The organism is Pantoea sp. AG1095, from assembly GCF_003208415.1.
Taxonomy (GTDB): Bacteria; Pseudomonadota; Gammaproteobacteria; order Enterobacterales; family Enterobacteriaceae; genus Pantoea; species Pantoea leporis.
Genome location: NZ_QKMJ01000001.1, coordinates 1,148,566 through 1,166,914, shown reverse-complemented (window position 1 = coordinate 1,166,914; position 18,349 = coordinate 1,148,566). Strand labels below are relative to the sequence as shown.

At 54.4% G+C, this 18,349-nt stretch carries 19 protein-coding genes; 10 read left to right on the top strand and 9 right to left on the bottom strand.

The window, feature by feature from the left end; genetic code table 11:
- Positions 1-204 precede the first annotated feature (204 nt).
- The 3 genes from DEU53_RS05540 to pabB all read right to left on the bottom strand — a co-directional run bounded on the left by DEU53_RS05540 (position 205) and on the right by pabB (position 3,929).
- Entirely contained in the window at positions 205-1,569 is a 1,365-nt protein-coding gene (locus tag DEU53_RS05540) for an L-serine ammonia-lyase (RefSeq protein WP_101764191.1), read from the bottom strand.
- Between the two features lie 430 nt (positions 1,570-1,999).
- Complete coding sequence (locus tag DEU53_RS05530) at positions 2,000-2,569, bottom strand: CoA pyrophosphatase (RefSeq protein ID WP_101764192.1); 570 nt, start codon at positions 2,567-2,569, stop codon at positions 2,000-2,002.
- 1 nt (position 2,570) lies between these two features.
- Positions 2,571-3,929, bottom strand: coding sequence for an aminodeoxychorismate synthase component 1 (gene pabB, locus DEU53_RS05525; RefSeq protein ID WP_110866285.1), 1,359 nt, complete (start codon positions 3,927-3,929; stop codon positions 2,571-2,573).
- Between the two features lie 110 nt (positions 3,930-4,039).
- Here pabB and DEU53_RS05520 point away from each other — a divergent pair, with 110 nt between their 5' ends.
- The gene (locus tag DEU53_RS05520; RefSeq protein ID WP_008110398.1) at positions 4,040-4,237 is read left to right on the top strand and encodes a YoaH family protein; all 198 of its coding nucleotides are present in this window, start codon (positions 4,040-4,042) and stop codon (positions 4,235-4,237) included.
- Between the two features lie 14 nt (positions 4,238-4,251).
- Here the strand turns inward: DEU53_RS05520 and DEU53_RS05515 are convergent, their stop codons facing one another.
- A complete protein-coding gene (locus DEU53_RS05515; protein ID WP_061718729.1) occupies positions 4,252-4,596 on the bottom strand; it encodes a RidA family protein in 345 nt (114 codons plus the stop codon).
- A 124-nt stretch (positions 4,597-4,720) separates the two neighbouring features.
- Between DEU53_RS05515 and DEU53_RS05510 the strand changes: the two genes are divergently transcribed.
- The 5 genes from DEU53_RS05510 to rnd all read left to right on the top strand — a co-directional run bounded on the left by DEU53_RS05510 (position 4,721) and on the right by rnd (position 11,141).
- A complete protein-coding gene (locus tag DEU53_RS05510) occupies positions 4,721-6,631 on the top strand; it encodes an ATP-dependent DNA helicase (protein ID WP_110866284.1) in 1,911 nt (636 codons plus the stop codon).
- A 51-nt stretch (positions 6,632-6,682) separates the two neighbouring features.
- The gene (gene tsaB / locus DEU53_RS05505) at positions 6,683-7,381 is read left to right on the top strand and encodes a tRNA (adenosine(37)-N6)-threonylcarbamoyltransferase complex dimerization subunit type 1 TsaB (RefSeq protein ID WP_101764196.1); all 699 of its coding nucleotides are present in this window, start codon (positions 6,683-6,685) and stop codon (positions 7,379-7,381) included.
- Positions 7,382-7,441: 60 nt separating this feature from the next.
- The gene (locus DEU53_RS05500) at positions 7,442-8,035 is read left to right on the top strand and encodes a Slp family lipoprotein (protein WP_101764197.1); all 594 of its coding nucleotides are present in this window, start codon (positions 7,442-7,444) and stop codon (positions 8,033-8,035) included.
- A 209-nt stretch (positions 8,036-8,244) separates the two neighbouring features.
- Complete coding sequence (fadD, locus tag DEU53_RS05495; RefSeq protein ID WP_146001316.1) at positions 8,245-9,921, top strand: long-chain-fatty-acid--CoA ligase FadD; 1,677 nt, start codon at positions 8,245-8,247, stop codon at positions 9,919-9,921.
- 98 nt (positions 9,922-10,019) lie between these two features.
- Positions 10,020-11,141: a ribonuclease D gene (rnd, locus tag DEU53_RS05490; RefSeq protein WP_110866282.1), complete on the top strand. Its 1,122-nt coding sequence runs from the start codon at positions 10,020-10,022 to the stop codon at positions 11,139-11,141.
- A gap of 55 nt (positions 11,142-11,196) precedes the next feature.
- Here the strand turns inward: rnd and minE are convergent, their stop codons facing one another.
- Genes minE through minC form a run of 3 tightly spaced genes read right to left on the bottom strand, consistent with a single transcriptional unit; the run spans position 11,197 to position 13,026 of the window.
- Positions 11,197-11,466 carry a cell division topological specificity factor MinE gene (gene minE / locus DEU53_RS05485; RefSeq protein ID WP_007889661.1) on the bottom strand — a complete coding sequence of 90 codons (270 nt, stop codon included), beginning with the start codon at positions 11,464-11,466 and terminating at the stop codon, positions 11,197-11,199.
- Positions 11,467-11,469: 3 nt separating this feature from the next.
- Entirely contained in the window at positions 11,470-12,282 is an 813-nt protein-coding gene (minD, locus tag DEU53_RS05480) for a septum site-determining protein MinD (RefSeq protein WP_007889662.1), read from the bottom strand.
- A gap of 33 nt (positions 12,283-12,315) precedes the next feature.
- Entirely contained in the window at positions 12,316-13,026 is a 711-nt protein-coding gene (gene minC, locus DEU53_RS05475; RefSeq protein WP_110866281.1) for a septum site-determining protein MinC, read from the bottom strand.
- A 153-nt stretch (positions 13,027-13,179) separates the two neighbouring features.
- Here minC and DEU53_RS05470 point away from each other — a divergent pair, with 153 nt between their 5' ends.
- The 3 genes from DEU53_RS05470 (at position 13,180) to DEU53_RS05460 (ending at position 14,892) form a co-directional block, all read left to right on the top strand.
- Positions 13,180-13,455: a YcgL domain-containing protein gene (locus DEU53_RS05470; protein ID WP_110866280.1), complete on the top strand. Its 276-nt coding sequence runs from the start codon at positions 13,180-13,182 to the stop codon at positions 13,453-13,455.
- A gap of 266 nt (positions 13,456-13,721) precedes the next feature.
- The gene (locus DEU53_RS05465) at positions 13,722-14,381 is read left to right on the top strand and encodes a fumarylacetoacetate hydrolase family protein (RefSeq protein WP_101764202.1); all 660 of its coding nucleotides are present in this window, start codon (positions 13,722-13,724) and stop codon (positions 14,379-14,381) included.
- A 64-nt stretch (positions 14,382-14,445) separates the two neighbouring features.
- Positions 14,446-14,892 carry a YcgN family cysteine cluster protein gene (locus DEU53_RS05460; RefSeq protein ID WP_008110381.1) on the top strand — a complete coding sequence of 149 codons (447 nt, stop codon included), beginning with the start codon at positions 14,446-14,448 and terminating at the stop codon, positions 14,890-14,892.
- A gap of 39 nt (positions 14,893-14,931) precedes the next feature.
- Here the strand turns inward: DEU53_RS05460 and dsbB are convergent, their stop codons facing one another.
- Entirely contained in the window at positions 14,932-15,462 is a 531-nt protein-coding gene (dsbB, locus tag DEU53_RS05455; protein ID WP_110866279.1) for a disulfide bond formation protein DsbB, read from the bottom strand.
- 320 nt (positions 15,463-15,782) lie between these two features.
- Between dsbB and fadR the strand changes: the two genes are divergently transcribed.
- Positions 15,783-16,502, top strand: a complete 720-nt coding sequence (fadR, locus tag DEU53_RS05450) for a fatty acid metabolism transcriptional regulator FadR (protein ID WP_101764204.1) — start codon at positions 15,783-15,785, stop codon at positions 16,500-16,502.
- 37 nt (positions 16,503-16,539) lie between these two features.
- Here fadR and DEU53_RS05445 read toward each other — a convergent pair whose 3' ends face one another.
- Positions 16,540-18,075, bottom strand: coding sequence for a SpoVR family protein (locus tag DEU53_RS05445; RefSeq protein ID WP_101764205.1), 1,536 nt, complete (start codon positions 18,073-18,075; stop codon positions 16,540-16,542).
- Positions 18,076-18,349 lie beyond the last annotated feature (274 nt).

Genomic DNA, 18,349 nt, shown 5'->3' with positions numbered 1-18,349 from the left:
AAAACAAAGATTGAAGCCAAATTAACGTGTAGGTTATCGGCATTGAGGCGGCCAGGTTTAGCGCGGCTGAATAAAAAATACGGCACTAAAAAAAGCGCGGCCACAAAGGGCCGCGCTCGAAATCAATGTATCTGTTTTACTCAGTTGGAGGTAGCTACAGATGAATAAAAATAGCCAACTGTTGTTTAAATCACCAGCGAAGCGTTAATCGCACTGGACCTTTATCGCTAATCCGCCGCGAGAGGTTTCACGGTATTTAGCGTTCATGTCCTTACCGGTTTCGTACATGGTCTCAATCACTTTATCCAGCGACACGCGTGGTTCGCTGGTACGGCGCAGCGCCATGCGCGCGGAGTTAATGGCTTTTACGGAAGCGATGGCGTTACGCTCAATGCACGGCACCTGAACCTGGCCGGCGACTGGATCGCAGGTTAATCCCAGATTGTGTTCCATGCCGATTTCCGCCGCCACGCACACCTGTTCCGGGCTGCCGCCCAGCAGTTCCGCCAGACCGGCGGCTGCCATGGAACACGCCACGCCTACCTCGCCCTGACATCCCACTTCGGCACCCGAGATTGAGGCGTTCATTTTATACAGCACGCCAATCGCACCAGATGAGAGGAAGTAGCGGATGAAGATATCGGGCGTAACGGGTTCGATAAAGTGATCGTAATAGGCCAGCACCGCTGGCACGATGCCGCAGGCACCGTTAGTAGGTGCCGTCACCACACGACCGCCGGCCGCGTTCTCTTCATTCACTGCCAGCGCAAACATATTCACCCAGTCGATCACATCCATCGGATCTTTCGAGTGCTTTGAGGATGACACCAGCAGACGGCGCAGTGAAGCCGCACGACGAGGTACGCGCAACGGACCCGGCAGCACGCCTTCGGTATTCAGACCACGATCGATACAGGCCTGCATGGTTTGCCACACGTTGCCAAAATAGGCGTAAATCTCGTCGCGAGTATGCAGCGCCAGTTCGTTTTTCATTACCAAACCGGACAGCGACAGCCCACTCTCCCGACAGTGGCTGAGCAGCTCTTTAGCAGAGTGGAAAGGCCACGGCACGGAAACTTCGTTCAACACCGGTTGGCCGAAATGCTCTTCATCGACGATGAAACCGCCGCCGATGGAGTAGTAGGTTTTACTCAGAATCAGCAGATCGCCCGCGAAGGCAAACACCGTCATGCCGTTTTCATGCAGCGACAGGTTTTCACTGCGGAACACCATGCCACCTTCACGCGGGAAATCCACTTCGCGCGCGCCGTTGGCTAACAGCAGGCGTTCGCGCTGCTCCACATCTTTGATGAACGCGGGAATGCCATCAATATCGACGGTGGCCGGTTCGAAGCCCGCCAGGCCCATGATAATCGCGATATCAGTGTGGTGACCTTTGCCCGTGAGCGACAACGAACCATAGACGTCAACCGCCACGCGCGTCACGTCCTGCAATTTGCCTTGTTCGGCCAGCAGATCAACAAACTGCTTGCCCGCTTTCATCGGGCCGACGGTATGTGAACTGGATGGGCCGATGCCCACTTTAAACATGTCAAAAACACTAATCACCGGTGACACTCCTCACAAATCTTATTCTGCACGGCATAAGCCGTTTATGCGGCTAATAGTAATCGCCCATGCCGTATAACGAGCAGCTTTTCGCATGAAATAAACTAATTATAAACCCCAGAAATAGTTATCCGTTTGTACAGTTGTGAAGCGGATCGGTTTTCCCGGCGAAAGGCTAACGAAGAGTGCGCAGACCAGGGCCACTTTTGGGCCGGCGGTCCTCGCGCCGCTAGCGCGATACCTTCACTTCGCCCGCGTCCTGCGGGCTCTCCTGGCTTCCTCGCTTCGTTCAGCGCTGCGGATTGCCGGCCTAAAAGTGGCCCCGGCTTGCTCCGAAGCTTCAGTGTGTGCTGCTGAAAAGGGCACCTTTGCCAGAGCTCGCATCAGATCTAAAGCAAAAAGATATTTTAACTGGCAAGCATAAGGTGATTTACGGTAGGGCGATTTGTTGACCGAGCGCACGAATAATCCCTGCGGTCATGCCCCAGATAAAATAATCCTCGTACCAGGATAACCAAACCTGATGTTGGCGATGACCACGGCGCAAGGTGAGATCGCTGTAGCGGCTCAAACGCAATGCTTCCGACAGCGGCATGGCAAAGGCGCTTTCCACTTCGTCCGGATTGAGCTGCAAAGCAAAATCAGCCGGAATAATGCCCACTACCGGCGTCACAGCGAAACCGGTGCTGCTGGTCACCGGCGGCAGAACGCCGATGATCTGCACCTGTTCCGGCTGGATTCCCACTTCTTCCTGCGCTTCACGCAGTGCGGTGTGGATCAGCGAGGTGTCAGTGGCATCCTGCATGCCGCCGGGAAAGGCGACTTGCCCGGCGTGTTTACGCAGGTGTGATGAGCGACGCGTGAGCAGCAAGCCAGGTTCTGCGCCGTCGATCACCGGCACCAGTACCGCCGCACGGCGTCCACTGATGGCACTTTTCGGCGCATGCAGCGGCGGTTGCAGGACAAAGCGGCTGAGGAACTGCTCAAGGGTTAAATTCATTTCAGGTCCCATCACGCAGGCTGGGCAAAATACGGTTCACCTTATGGAAGGTTTCCTGATATTCGGCATCAAGGTCGCTATCCGCCACCAATCCACCACCGGCGGCGCAGTAAAGCTGATGGTTTTCCGCAATCAGCGTGCGAATGGTGATGCTGGTATCCATACGGCCACACAGGCTGATGTAGCCGATGCTGCCACACCACGCATTTCGGCGATGCGGCTCTAACTCTTCGATGATCTCCATCGCGCGGATCTTCGGTGCGCCGGTGATGGAACCACCGGGGAAGCAAGCACGCAGCAGATCGGTTGCGCTCAGCGTCTCAGGCAAACGTGCACGCACGGTGCTGACCAGATGATGCACCGCCGGGAAAGGTTCAACCACGAACAGTTCCGGTACGCTGACGCTGCCGGGCACGGCCACGCGGCCAATATCATTGCGCAGCAGATCGACAATCATCAGGTTCTCAGCGCGATCTTTCTCCGAGTTGGCGAGCTTCTCTGCCTGCAAACGGTCGGCCTCGGCATCAGCAAGACGCGGCAAAGTGCCTTTAATCGGACGCGTTTCAATCTCCTGCTGCTGTAAAGCGAGGAAGCGCTCTGGCGATAAACTCAGCAGCACGCTGTCCGGCAAACGCAGGAAGGCGCTGAACGGCGCGCGATTTGCCTGCGTCAGACGCAAAAAGGCCTGCCACTCATCACCGCGATAGCCCGCCTGAAAACGCTGTGCCAGATTCACCTGATAACAATCACCGGCTTGAATATAGGCCTGCACCGCGTGGAACCGCTGCGCATACTGGTCATAACTGAGGTTAGATTGCCACTCGCTGGTCAAGGCGAAAGGCTCGGCGGGCGACGCGGTTTGTGCTTGCAGCCAGTGCCAGCGCTGCTCGGCATCGGTGAGCGAAACCAGCGTCAGTTTTTGCAGATGGTGATCGGCGATCAGCGCCCAGTCATAAATGCCTACCGCCATATCCGGCGTGGTGAGATCCTGCAGCGCGCGCTGCGGCAGGTTTTCAAAGCGTCGTCCTAAATCGTAACCGAACAGGCCGAGGGCGCCGCCCTGAAACGGTAATCCGGCATCAAAAGCCGGCGTGAAGCCCAGCGCGGCACATTGCTGTTGCACCAGCAGCAGCGGATCGGCGGCAGAGTGAATGACGTCATCACCGCAGATAATTTCAGTGCTGGCACCGCGTGTAGTCAGCGTCGCGCGCGGATCGGCGGTAAGAATATCAAAGCGGTTATCCGCGTGATCGGCTTGCCCGGAGGTCAGCAACATCGCCCAGCGTTGGTGGGCTAGCGGAGCAAAAAGGTGTAACAGCGTTTCGGGCGTATACTTCAGAACGAGGCTTTTTACCATCATGGGACAAATCACTTCAGCAAGCAGGTCGCTAGCCTGACATATTTTTTTGTTGCTGGCACCCGTTTGTTCCACGTGGTAATAATGCGTCCCCCATGCACCAGGAGTGAATTATGTTTACAGGTCTTCCAGCGTTATCCCATGAGCAACAGCAGCAAGCGGTTGAACGCATCCAGGAATTAATGGCGGGCGGTATGTCGAGCGGACAGGCGATTGCGCAGGTGGCGCAGGAGATTCGTCAAACCTATAAAGGTGAAGCCATTCGGGCGATGTTCGAAGACGACGAGGATGAAGAAGACGACAACGAATAACGCCCGAACGGATTTTACAGCGCGGCGATGATTTTAATTTCGACTTTATACTTTGGGTTCATCAAACCGGCCTGCACGGTGCAACGCACCGGCGCATTGCCTGGCGAAACCCACGCATCCCAGGCGCGATTCATCGCCGGAAAATCGCTTTTCTCCACCAGAAAAATGGTGGCGTCGAGGATCTTGCTCTTATCCGATCCCACGCGCGTCAGAATGGCGTCAATCACCGCCAACGCATTGGCGGTTTGCGCTTCCGCATCTTCATCCAGGTTTTCCGGTACGCTGGTGTAATAGACGGTTTGGTTATGCACCACGGCTTCGGACATACGGTGCTCTGGATCAATACGCGTAATGGTCATGCTGTTCTCCTTTAATTTTGCTGCGCTAGCCTGCCACATCCCAGGGGCGCATGTCATCTGTTGTGGTTGCTCGCCGGGAATCCTGACATAATTACAGTGGTTTTAATTTTTGATGTGAGGAAGTGTGGCAGACGATTTTGCAGCTGATGGCGCACTGGCGCAGGCAATTCCGGGCTTTAAACCGCGTGAAGCACAGCGCCAAATGGCCAAAGCGGTAACCGAGGCGGTGAAAACAGGCGGCGAGCTGGTAGTAGAAGCGGGCACCGGAACCGGTAAAACCTATGCCTATCTGGCGCCGGCATTGCGGGCAAAGAAAAAAGTCATTGTTTCCACCGGATCCAAAGCGTTGCAGGATCAGCTCTATAATCGCGATCTGCCTACCATCGCGCGTGCCCTGAAGTTCAGCGGCAAAACTGCGCTGCTGAAAGGGCGCTCCAACTATTTATGCCTCGAACGTCTTGAGCAGCAGAATCAAACCGGCGGCGATCTCAGCGTTCAGGCGCTGGGCGATTTGATCAGCGTGCGCGGCTGGTCGTCAGAAACCACCGATGGCGACGTCAGCAACTGCAACGGCGTGGCCGAAGACAGCCCGATCTGGCCGTTTGTCACCAGCACCAACGATAACTGCCTCGGCAGCGATTGCCCGCTGTATAAAGATTGCTTCGTGGTCAAAGCGCGCAAAAAAGCCATGGACGCCGATGTGGTGGTGGTGAACCATCATCTGTTTCTTGCCGATCTGGTGGTGAAAGAGGGCGGCTTTGGCGAACTGATTCCGGAGGCCGATGTGATGATCTTCGATGAAGCGCATCAGCTCCCCGATATCGCCAGCCAGTATTTCGGTCAGCAGCTGTCGAGCCGTCAACTGCAGGACCTCGCCAAAGACATCATCATCGCCTATCGCACCGAAGTGCGGGATGTGCAGCAGCTGCAGAAATCTGCCGATCGTCTGGCGCAGTGCGCGCAGGATTTTCGTTTGACGCTCGGCGAACCGGGTTTTCGCGGCAACCTGCGCGATCTGCTGAGCGATAACAACATCATGCGCATGTTTACCTTGCTGGATGATGCGCTCGAACTCTGTTACGACGTAATCAAACTGTCGCTGGGGCGCTCCGCGCTGCTGGACGCCGCCTTTGAGCGCGCGGCGTTGTATCGCACGCGCCTGAAACGGCTGCGCGCCATTGACGAGCCCGGCTTCAGCTATTGGTATGAGTGCAATAGCCGCCATTTCACGCTGGCGCTGACGCCGCTGTCGGTGGCGGAACGCTTCAGGGAAGTGATGGATAACCGCAAAGCCGCGTGGATTTTCACGTCAGCCACGCTGGCGGTGAATGAGCAGATGAGCCATTTCTCCAGCCGCCTTGGCGTGGATAACGCTACTACGATGATCCTCGATAGCCCGTTCGATTACACCCAGCAAGCGCTGTTGTGCGTGCCGCGCAACATGCCGGAACCCAATCATCCCGGCGGCGCGCGCCAGCTGGCGCGCATGATGAAGCCGCTGATTGATGCCAACAAAGGCCGCTGCTTCTTCCTCTGCACCTCGCACAAGATGATGCGCGAGTTAGCCATCGAATTCCGTGCTTCCATGACGTTGCCGGTACTGCTGCAAGGTGAAACCAGTAAAGGACAGCTGCTAGAGCAGTTCCTGGAAGCCGGTAACGCGCTGTTGGTCGCCACCAGCAGCTTCTGGGAAGGTGTTGACGTACGCGGCGATGCGCTGTCGCTGGTAATCATCGACAAGCTGCCATTTACCTCGCCGGAAGATCCGCTGCTCAAAGCCCGCATGGAAGATTGTCGCCTGCGCGGCGGCGATCCCTTCAATGATGTGCAACTGCCTGATGCGGTAATCACCCTGAAACAGGGCGTGGGGCGTTTAATTCGTGATACCGAAGATCGCGGCGTACTAGTGATTTGCGATCAGCGCCTGGTTTCTCGCCCCTACGGCGGCCTGTTCCTGAACAGTTTGCCGCCCACGCCGCGCACCCGCGATATTGCGCGCGCCATCGAATTTGTCCGTCAGCCAGTGGATCACTAATTGTGCCAGGCTGTGATAAGATGCGCGCCATTTTGACTCTCTGAGGTTGTTATGTCCGCCCGAATTTTAGCCCTGGACACGGCGACAGAAGCCTGTTCTGCCGCGCTGCAAAATCTGCAGCAGATTGATGCCCGCTTTGAAATCGCCCCGCGCGATCATACCCAACGTATTCTGCCGCTGGTGCAGGAGCTGTTGCAGGCGCAGCAGCTGGAGCTGACCGCGCTTGACGTGCTGGCGTTTGGCCGTGGACCGGGCAGTTTTACCGGTGTGCGTATCGGCATTGGTATTGCTCAAGGGCTGGCGCTTGGCGCGAATCTGCCGATGATTGGCGTCTCCTCGTTAGCGACCATGGCGCAGGGCGCGTGGCGTTTGACCGGCGCGACGCGCGTGCTGGCTGCAATCGACGCGCGCATGGGCGAACTCTATTGGGCTGAATATCAGCGCGACGAAAACGGTGAATGGCAGGGTGCGGAAACCGAAGCGGTGATCAAACCCGACGTGGCGCAGCAACGTATTGCCGCATTAGGTGGCGAATGGACGGCTGTTGGCACCGGCTGGCAAGCCTATCCGCATCTGCTCACCTCGCCAGGCGCGCAGCTTATCGCCTCAGAGGTATTGTTACCCGCAGCAGAAGATATGCTGCCGCTGGCGCTCAGCGCCTGGCAGCGTGATGAAGCAGTTGCGGTGGAGAATGCAGAGCCGGTTTATCTGCGCAATGAAGTGGCATGGAAAAAGTTGCCGGGACGCTAGGCCGCGCGCAACTTATCTTCGCGTGCTCAGTCTAATCAGAGAAATAACAGGAGAAGTGCTATGCCAATAAGTCGTAAAGGGATGTCTGGCGCTCTGTTAGCCTGCGCAATGCTGCTCAGCGGCTGTGTTTCGGTGCCAGATTCAATTAAAGGAAGTTCTGAGCTTCCACAGCAAGATTTACTGCGCGTGATGAACGCGCCGCAACTGTTTGTCGGTCAGGAATCACGCTTCGGCGGGAAAGTGGTGAAGGTCACCAATCTCAACGGCTTAACGCGCGTGGAAATTGCGACCCAGCCGCTGGATGAGAGCGCGCGTCCGCGTTTAGGCGCAGCTTCGGTTGGCCGCATCTTTGCTGACATCCGCGGCTTTGTCGATCCGGTCGATTTGAATAACCAATACATCACGGTGCTGGGCAACATCAAAGGCACCGAGAAAGGCGATATCGGTAAGGCCAGTTACAACTTTGTGGTGATCGATGTGCGCGGCTATCAGCGCTGGCATCTGACGCAACAGGTGATGACGCCGCCGCAGCCGATTGATCCCTACATCTGGTATGGCCCAACGCGCCATCGTCCGGGATATTGGGGACCCAATCCTTATTGGGGTATGAACCTCGGCCAACCGGCGCAGGTGCAAACTATCCTCACCGAATAAGCTATTAATGGTGTTATTTACGGCCCGGTCGCGGTGCGTGCGAACGGGCCTTTTTATTGGGCGCGCAACCGATGCGCGAAATTTAGTGATGCGCTTCGCAACCTGAAAATGCCGAAACAGGCAAACTGGTACAATCAGTTAAAATATTGTTAACAACATTGATTGTCGAGGCGGCGATGGCTACGCAACAGAATTATCGGGGTGATTCTTTGAATAAGGTTTGGCTCAAACGCTATCCGGCAGATGTTCCTGCGGAAATTAATGCGGATCGTTACGCTTCTCTGGTCGATCTTTTCGAGCACGCAACAGAGCAATACGCCGATCAGGTGGCTTTCATCAATATGGGCCAGCCGATGACCTATCGGCAGCTGGAAAAGCAAAGCCGCGCCTTTGCCGCCTGGCTGCAGCAAGGTTTAGGGTTAAAGCAGGGCGATCGCGTGGCGCTAATGATGCCCAATCTGCTGCAATATCCCGTCGCGCTGTTTGGCGTACTGCGCGCTGGCATGGTGGTGGTCAACGTCAATCCGCTCTATACGCCGCGTGAACTCAAGCATCAGCTCGTTGATAGCGGCGCCAGCGCCATAGTGATCGTCTCGAACTTTGCCCACACGCTGGAAAAAGTGGTGGCCGAAACGCCGATCAAACATGTGATGTTAACGCGTATGGGCGATCAGCTGGCGCCGGTGAAAGCCACGCTGGTGAACTTCGTCGTTAAATACGTGAAAAAGCTGGTGCCAAAATACCATCTGCCGGGCGCGGTCCCGTTCCGCAGCGCCTTGTCGCAGGGCGAACAGATGACCTATCAACGCCCAACCGTGACCAACGACGATCTCGCTTTCCTGCAATATACCGGCGGTACCACCGGCGTGGCCAAAGGCGCGATGCTGACGCACCGCAATATGCAGGCTAATCTGGAACAGACTAAAGCTACTTACGGCAAGCTGCTGCGTCCGGGCAAAGAGCAAGTGGTGACCGCGCTGCCGCTCTATCACATCTTCGCGCTGACGGTGAACGGGCTGTTGTTCCTTGACCTTGGCGGCACCAACCTGCTGATCACTAATCCGCGCGATATTCCCGGCTTTGTTAAAGAGCTCAGCAAGTTCCCGTTTACCGCCATTACCGGCGTGAACACCTTGTTCAATGCGCTGCTGAATGATGCCAATTTCAATAAGCTCGATTTCTCTACGCTGCGCCTGTCAGCCGGCGGCGGCATGGCGGTGCAAAAAGCGGTTGCCGAGCGCTGGGAAAAACTCACCGGACACTATCTGCTGGAAGGTTACGGCCTGACCGAGTGTTCGCCGCTGGTGTCAGTGAATCCGTATGACATTACCTGTCATACCGGCAGCATCGGTTTGCCGGTGCCGTCCACCGATGTGCGCATCGTCGATGATGAAGACAAGGATGTGGCGCCAGGTGAACCGGGCGAGCTGTGTATTCGCGGTCCGCAGGTGATGACCGGCTACTGGCAGCGCGCCGACGCTACCGATGAAGTGCTGAAAAATGGCTGGCTGCATACTGGTGATATTGTTACCGTTGATAGCGAAGGCTTTATTCGCATCGTCGATCGTAAGAAAGACATGATTCTGGTGTCAGGCTTTAACGTGTATCCTAACGAGATCGAAGATGTGCTGATGCAGCATGAGAAAGTGCGTGAAGCCGCGGCGATTGGCGTTCCCAGCGATCTGTCGGGCGAAGCGGTAAAAGTGTGCATCGTGAAGAAAGATCCTTCACTGACGAAAGAAGAAGTGCTGGATCATTGCCGTCGCCAGCTCACCGGCTACAAAGTGCCGAAGATTATCGAGTTTCGTGACGAGTTGCCGAAGACCAACGTCGGCAAAATATTGCGTCGCGAATTGCGTGATGAGGCGAAGCGAGAAGGGCAGTAACGCGCCATTCTCCTCAGGTTAACGCCGGCACAGTCCGGCGTTTTTATTGCTTTTAACATGGAGCGCTGCGCGTTGTTTGCCGCAGCGAGAAAGACAACGTGAATTACACCCTGATCGACCAAAATGACCAACTGGCCGCCGTGTGCGAGAAAGCACGCCAGCACGCCGCCGTGGCGCTGGATACTGAATTCGTGCGCACCCGCACCTACTATCCGCAGCTCGGCCTGATTCAGCTGTTTGATGGCGACCAGCTGATCCTGATCGATCCGCTTAATATCAGTGACTGGACGCCGTTTGTGGCGCTGCTGCAGGACAAGCAGGTCACCAAATTCCTGCACGCCGGTGGCGAAGATCTGGAAGTATTCCTGCATCGCTTTAAATGCCTGCCCGATCCCATGATTGATACGCAAATTCTGGCGGCATTTACCGGCCAGGCGCTGTCGTGGGGCTTTGCCTCAATGGTGATGCATTTCAACCAAATCGAGCTGGATAAAAGTGAATCGCGTACCGATTGGCTGGCGCGTCCGTTAACCGAACGTCAATGTGAATATGCCGCCGCCGATGTCGCCTATCTGCTGCCGATTGCCCATCAGTTGGTGGCGCAAACTGAAGAAGCCGGCAACATGGCGGCGGCGTTAAGCGAATGCAATATGCTGTGCCAGCGCCGACTGGATGTGCTGCAACCGGAAGAAGCCTGGCGCGACATCACCAATGCGTGGCAACTGCGTCCGCGTCAGCTTGCGGCGTTGCAACGTCTGGCCGCGTGGCGTTTAAACCTCGCGCGTCAGAAAGATATGGCGGTGAACTTCGTGGTGCGCGAAGAGAATCTGTGGAAAGTGGCGCGCTTTATGCCGGGCAGCCTTGGCGAGCTGGATCATTTAGGGCTGAACGGCCATGAAATCCGCTTCCACGGTAAAGTGATGGTGGCGCTGGTGGCTGAAGCGCAGGCGCAGGATGAAGCGACCTTGCCGCAGCCGCTGCCCAATCTGATCGACCACCCACACTACAAGCAGGCGTTTAAAGCCATTAAAGCGCTGGTGCAACAGGTGAGTGAAGAGAGTGGTTTCAGCCAGGAACTGCTGGCATCACGTCGGCAGATTAATCAGGTGCTGAGCGTGCATTGGGGATTGAAAAAAGCGTCGCGCACACCTGAGTTACAGACAGGCTGGCGGGGCGACTTGCTGAAAGCAGGTATCGACGAGATTCTGCAGGCACTTTAATGCGAGCATTTTCCCCTGCGCAACACCGCAGGGGAAAATCAGGAAACCGCTTTAATCATTTAGGAACGTCTTCCGGCTCCGGCAGTGTCACGTTGAGCTCGAGGATCGAGATATCATCCCCTTTCTGATCCAGCTGAACGGTCACCATATCCGGGTCAATTTTTACGTATTTACAGATCACTTCCAAAATATCGCGCTTCAGCTGCGGCAGATAGTGGGGCTCACTGTCGCCCCTTCTGCGTTCGGCTACGATAATCTGCAGCCTTTCCTTGGCTATATTGGCTGTGTTCTTCTTACGGGATAAAAAGAAATCAAGTAATGCCATTGGTTATCCCCCGAACAGGCGTTTAAGGAAACCCTTCTTCTCTTCTTCGATAAAGCGGAAGGGGCGTTCTTCGCCAAGCAGGCGATCTACGGTATCAGCATAGGCTTTACCGGCGTCAGCGTTTGCGTCGAGGATCACCGGCTCACCCTGGTTAGAGGCGCGCAGGACAGATTGATCTTCCGGGATGACGCCAACCAGAGGAATGCGCAGAATTTCCAGCACATCTTCCATGCTCAGCATATCGCCACGGGTTACGCGGCCAGGATTGTAACGGGTCAGCAGCAGATGCTCTTTCACCGGATCCTGGCTGTTCTCTGCACGACGGGATTTCGAAGAGATGATGCCGAGAATACGGTCGGAGTCACGTACTGAAGAGACTTCCGGGTTGGTGGTGATGATGGCTTCATCGGCGAAGTACAATGCCATCAGCGCGCCGGTTTCAATACCTGCTGGTGAGTCACAGACGATAAAGTCGAACTCCATCGCCGCCAGATCGTTCAGCACTTTTTCAACGCCTTCACGCGTCAGTGCATCTTTATCGCGCGTCTGTGAAGCCGGCAAAATGTAGAGTTGCTCTGTGCGCTTGTCGCGAATCAGCGCTTGATTCAGCGTTGCATCGCCCTGAATGACGTTTACAAAGTCATACACCACGCGGCGTTCACAGCCCATGATCAAATCCAGGTTACGCAGACCGATATCGAAATCGATGACGACGGTTTTTTTGCCTTTCTGCGCTAACCCGGTAGCGATGGCCGCGCTTGACGTGGTCTTGCCAACGCCCCCTTTACCCGATGTAACTACAATAATGCGTGCCATAAATGTTGATTTCCTTAACGAAAGAAAAGGGGCTTAATTAAGTGTCTGAATGGTAAGCGCGCCCTCTATCAGGCTGAGGCGCGCCGCTTTACCAAAGAATTCCGCCGGGATTTGATCGATCATCCAATATTCTCCGGCAATAGAGACCAACTCTGCGGCGAGGTTGGTGCAAAAAATCTGGCTGTCGCGTTGTCCGCCGACGCCGGCTAACGCGCGACCGCGCATCATGCCGTAAATATGGATGTTACCGTCGGCGACCAGTTCGGCCCCGGCGCTGACGCTACTAGTGACGATGAGATCGGCATTGCGCGCATAAATTTGCTGGCCCGAACGCACCGGCGTATTAATGATGCGGGTTTTACTGGCGGCATCCGCCACCACCGCCGGAACAACTGGCGCGGCTTCAGCGACCGGCGCCGCGACTTGTTTGCGGCTCTCTTTACCTTCAGAGAGCACCGGCAAGCCCGCGCGGGCAATCATTTTTTTCAGGGCTTCATCTTTGCATCCGCTGACACCCACGATACGCAGACCGGTCGCCATCACCGCTTGTTGCATTTGTTTCCAGTTAATGTCGCCGGTTAACGCTGATACATTTAGCACCACCGGCGCATTCAGCAAAAAGGCCGGTGCCTGATCGATTTTGTCCTGTAGCGCCTGACGAATCACCTCGGGTTGCGAATGATGCAGATGAACGACTGACAGGGTAAAACTGCTTCCCTTGAATTCGATTGGCGTTTGCGACATCTGTGCTGACTCAGTCCTGTTTTACGACCCTTAAATGTACGCCGATAAAATCGGCAATAACATCAAACGGTCAATATTCGAAGTTCTGCAAGCATGTTATAGTTACTGCTATATTCAGGCAAGTGACGCCATCGGTTAATTCGAGTAAAAAATATGTTTTGTGTGATCTACAGAAGCCCGCAACGTGAACAGACTTATCTGTATGTTGAAAAAAAAGACGATTTCTCACGGGTGCCGGAAGAACTGCTGCGTGGCTTCGGCAAACCCCAGCTGGCCATGGTGCTGTCACTGGATAAGCGTGACAAGCTGGCTAACGCGGATATCAATAAAGTTAAGCAAGGTTTAAGCGATCACGGCTTTTATTTGCAAATTCCACCGCCGGTTGAAAGTCTGCTCAACATTCATCTCGATCAGGGTAAAAAAGATTAATTCAGATTCCTCTGTAAATATATCCTGTAGAAATAATCAGTGCTATTTGCGTTAATTAACTGCCCGCTTTAACCTTTTATTGCGGGCAATTATCCGGGCGTTTAGCTGATTTTGTTGTACACGATTAATGACTTTTGACAATTTCCGCCACGCCTGCCGCCATAAACCCGCTAATATATTCCACCTCAGCGTGCCGCGTTCCGGCTCTGAGCCAGACTCATCGCCAGATGCACTGGCGGCAAACACAACCAAAGCAGGGGAATAGCATGTATCAGCATCGTAACTGGCAGGGCGCTCTGTTGGATTATCCGGTCAGTAAAGTGGTTTGCGTCGGCAGCAACTATGCAAAGCACATAAAGGAAATGGGAAGTGCCACGCCAACCGAACCGGTAGTGTTTATCAAACCGGAAACCGCGGTGTGCGATCTGCGCCAGCCGCTGTCAATCCCGGCAAATTTTGGTGAAGTGCATCATGAGGTGGAGCTGGCGGTGCTGATTGGCTCGACGCTGAAGCAGGCGAGCGAAGAGCATGTGGCGAAGGCGATTGCCGGTTATGGCGTCGCGCTGGATTTGACCTTACGTGACGTGCAGGCCGGGTTGAAAAAAGCGGGCCAACCGTGGGAAAAATCCAAAGGTTTCGATAATTCGTGTCCGCTGTCAGGTTTTATTCCGGTTGCTGAGTTCAGCGGCGATCCCCAGAACACCGAACTGAAGCTGATGGTTAACGGCGAAGTGCGTCAGCACGGGACGACCGCCGATATGATTCACAAAATTCTGCCGTTAATTGCCTACATGAGCCAGTATTTCACCCTGCGCGCGGGCGATGTGGTGCTGACCGGTACGCCTGAAGGCGTTGGCCCGATGCGTTCTGGCGACAAGCTGGAAGTATCGCTGGCGGGTCACGGTATTTCGACGCGCGTTCTGTAAAACTTGCATCACCGCACCTGAACCTTTATAAGGTGCGGTCTCTTTGCTAACCCGGACCGCCATCATGACTGAACAACCTTTCTGGCAGACTAAACGCCTTGACCAAATGAACGACGCAGAGTGGGAATCCCTGTGCGACGGCTGCGGCCAATGTTGCTTGAATAAGTTGCAGGATGCGGATACCGACGAAATCTACTTCACCAACGTGGCCTGCAATCAGCTGAATATCAAAACCTGCCAATGCCGTAACTACGAGCATCGTTTTGAGTTAGAAGAGAATTGCATCAAGTTGACGCGTGAAAACCTCACCAGTTTTGAATGGCTGCCGCGTACCTGCGCCTATCGCGTGTTAGGGGAAGGGAAAACCTTGCCGGCCTGGCATCCGCTGATCGCCGGTTCTAAAAAGGCGATGCATGCGCAGCGCATTTCAGTGCGTTTTATTGCTGTGCGTGAGAGTGAAGTGCGGGATTGGGAAGAGCATATAATCGATCGACCGGATCGCAACGGTTAAACATAAAACAGGCAGCCAAGGCTGCCTGTTTTTTTGTGTTTAACGTCCGAACAGATCGCGGCGTTTCGGTTTGAACGGTTGTGCAATCAACACCAGCAGCGCCATCAGCAGATAAGCGCCGAATATCACGATCATCCACTGCGGCATGCTCCAGGTCAGGAAAGTCCAGCCGCGCTCGGCGCAGTCACCGCTGGCCACAAACACCGAGGGCAACCATTTATCCAGTGGCAACCAGGCTGGGAAACGTGCGGCAAAGTCGCAGGTGACAAACGGATTGGGATGCAGCTGAATCATGGTGTGATCGTAAGAGAGACGAGTGCCTTCAATCGCGCTATAAATCCAGATGAGGATCGCCGCCCAGCGCAGCGGGGTTTTCGGTGCAATCGCACCCACGATGCCCGCGCCCATCACGCCAAACAGCGCGCAACGCTCATAAATACACATTACGCAGGGTTGCAGCCCCATGACGTGCTGAAAATACAACGCCGTCAATTCAAACGCTAGCGCCGTCAGGGCCAGCAGAAGCCAGGCACCGCGTCCACGCGAGCATTGATTCAAATATCGCAACATATTGCTTTTCCTGTAACCGTTAATGTTTCGCAGTGTAAACCAAAAGCGCAACCGTGCCAGCCAGGTAAAGGGAAAAAATCATGTACAAAAATGACTTAAGTCGCGTTGAGGCCAAAAAAGATCCGGCCATGCGCTTCATCCGATAAGTGCAAGCCACGGGCGCAGCGCAAACGTGTGCTTGCCTGCGTTGTTTCATCTGAATTCACGGCTGAATTTTGCGACAGCGCGCGCTTTTAATCGGTTGGCAGGCTATTTCCGCTATAGCCGCTCTGGTATGATGAGTCGCATTACGATAAAGAAAGCAACGAGAAATAAATGCTATGGTGATTAAGGCGCAGAGCCCCGCGGGATTTGCGGAAGAGTATATTATTGAAAGTATCTGGAACAGTCGTTTTCCGCCGGGATCCATTCTACCTGCCGAACGTGAGCTTTCTGAACTGATTGGCGTGACCCGCACCACGTTGCGTGAAGTATTGCAGCGTCTGGCGCGCGATGGCTGGTTGACCATTCAACATGGTAAACCGACGCGCGTTAACGATTTTTGGGAAACCTCCGGTTTAAACATCCTCGAAACCCTGGCCCGACTCGATCACGATAGCGTCCCCCAGTTGATTGATAATCTGCTGTCGGTGCGGACTAACATCTCTTCGATTTTTATCAGCCGTGCGCTGCGTCATCATCCTGATAAAGCGCGCGAAGTGCTGGAAAATGCCCTGATCGAGGAAGACAAAGCCGAAGCCTATACCGAGCTGGATTATCGCGTGTTCCGCGGCCTGGCGTTTGCATCAGGTAACCCGATTTATGGTCTGATTTTGAATGGCCTGAAAGGGTTGTATACCCGCGTTGGTCGTCACTACTTCTCCAGTCTGGAAGCGCGTGAACTGGCGCGTAACTTCTATCGCCAGCTGGCTGACCTGTGCGTGGCCAATCCTTCGCAGGAGCAGATTGTCGATAGCGTGCGTGAATACGGACGCCGCAGCGGTGAGATTTGGCACAAGATGCAGAAAAGCATGCCGGACGATTTAGCCAGCAAGCGATAAAAGAAAAACCGGACTTCGACAGTCCGGTTTTTTTTCCTTATAACGTTGGGCCGCGCGTGGGCGAACGATCCAGCAACTCGACGCTGCCGTCTTCATTCTGCTGTTCCAGAATCACATCAAAGCCCCATAAACGGTGGACATGCTTCAACACTTCTTTGCGGCTCTTATCGAGCGGCGCACGCTGTTGCGGCACATAACGCAGCGTCAGTGAGCGATCGCCACGCAAATCCACGTTGTAGACCTGAATGTTAGGTTCCAGATTGCTCAGATTGTACTGCGCCGACAGCTGCTGACGAATGGCGCGGTAACCCGCTTCATCATGGATCGCCGCAATTTCGAGGAAATTGTTGCGGTCATCATCCATCACCGTGAACAAGCGGAAATCACGCATCACTTTTGGTGACAAGAATTGGCTGATAAAGCTTTCGTCCTTGAATTCACGCATGGCGAAATGCAGGGTTTTCAGCCAGTCGGAACCGGCAATGTCCGGGAACCAGTAGCGATCTTCTTCGGTCGGTGTCTGACAGATGCGTTTAATGTCCTGGAACATCGCGAAGCCCAGCGCATACGGGTTGATACCGTTATACCACTGGCTGTTATACGGTGGCTGATACACCACGTTGGTATGGCTGTGCAGGAACTCCATCATAAAGCGTTCCGACACTTTGCCTTCGTCATACAGATGATTAAGGATGGTGTAGTGCCAGAAAGTGGCCCAGCCTTCGTTCATCACCTGCGTCTGTTTCTGCGGATAAAAATACTGGCTAACTTTGCGAACAATGCGCAGCACTTCACGTTGCCAGGATTCCAGCAGCGGCGCATTTTTTTCCATAAAATAGAGCAGGTTTTCCTGCGGTTCAGAAGGGTAGCGCGATGCCTCAACGTGCACCGACTCTTTCTCTTTACGCGGCAGGGTGCGCCACAGCGTATTCACCTGACTCTGCAAATACTCTTCGCGGCTCTGCTGGCGCGCCTTCTCTTCCTGCAGCGAAATTTTCTGCGGACGCTTATAGCGATCCACACCGTAGTTCATCAACGCATGGCAGGAATCGAGCAGCCGCTCAACTTCCTCCACGCCATAGCGCTCTTCGCAGTCGGTAATGTAATTTCGCGCAAACAGCAGGTAATCCACAATCGAACTGGCATCGGTCCAGCTGCGGAACAGATAGTTATTTTTAAAGAAAGAGTTGTGACCGTAACAGGCGTGCGCCATGACCAGCGCCTGCATGGTCATGGTGTTCTCTTCCATCAAATAGGCGATACACGGATTGGAGTTGATGACGATCTCATACGCCAGGCCTTGCTGACCATGCTTGTAGCGCTGTTCCGTTTCGATGAATTTCTTGCCGAACGACCAGTGCGCATAGTTGATCGGCATACCCACGCTGGAGTAGGCATCCATCATCTGCTCGGAGGTGATCACTTCAATTTGGTGCGGATAGGTTTCCAGTCCGTAACTTTTGGCTACGCGGTCAATTTCAGCCAGATAATCATCCAGCAGTTCGAAGGTCCAGTCGGGACCATCACTGAGTCGTTTACTGTTGCGGGTTGGCTCGTCAAAGATTGTCGTCATAGCGCACCTCTGTTTTGCAAGCGGCAGGGGTTACCTGTCACGATCGTTTAAGGCCTCATCCTGAGTAAAGATGGCCCAAAAAACTGAGCGAACACTTCAATGATAGTCCACTGTCGCCTATCCGAAACTGAATCTCAATCGAATTCTTTTGGCAGAAAATCATTCAAAAAGCGTTAGTTAAGCCGATACTGATGACAAGTGTTGGTTAGGTTTCATTTTGCAGAATAATGCTCTGTTTATAAGTGGATTGTATGACTGCGGCGCTTTCTCCTGA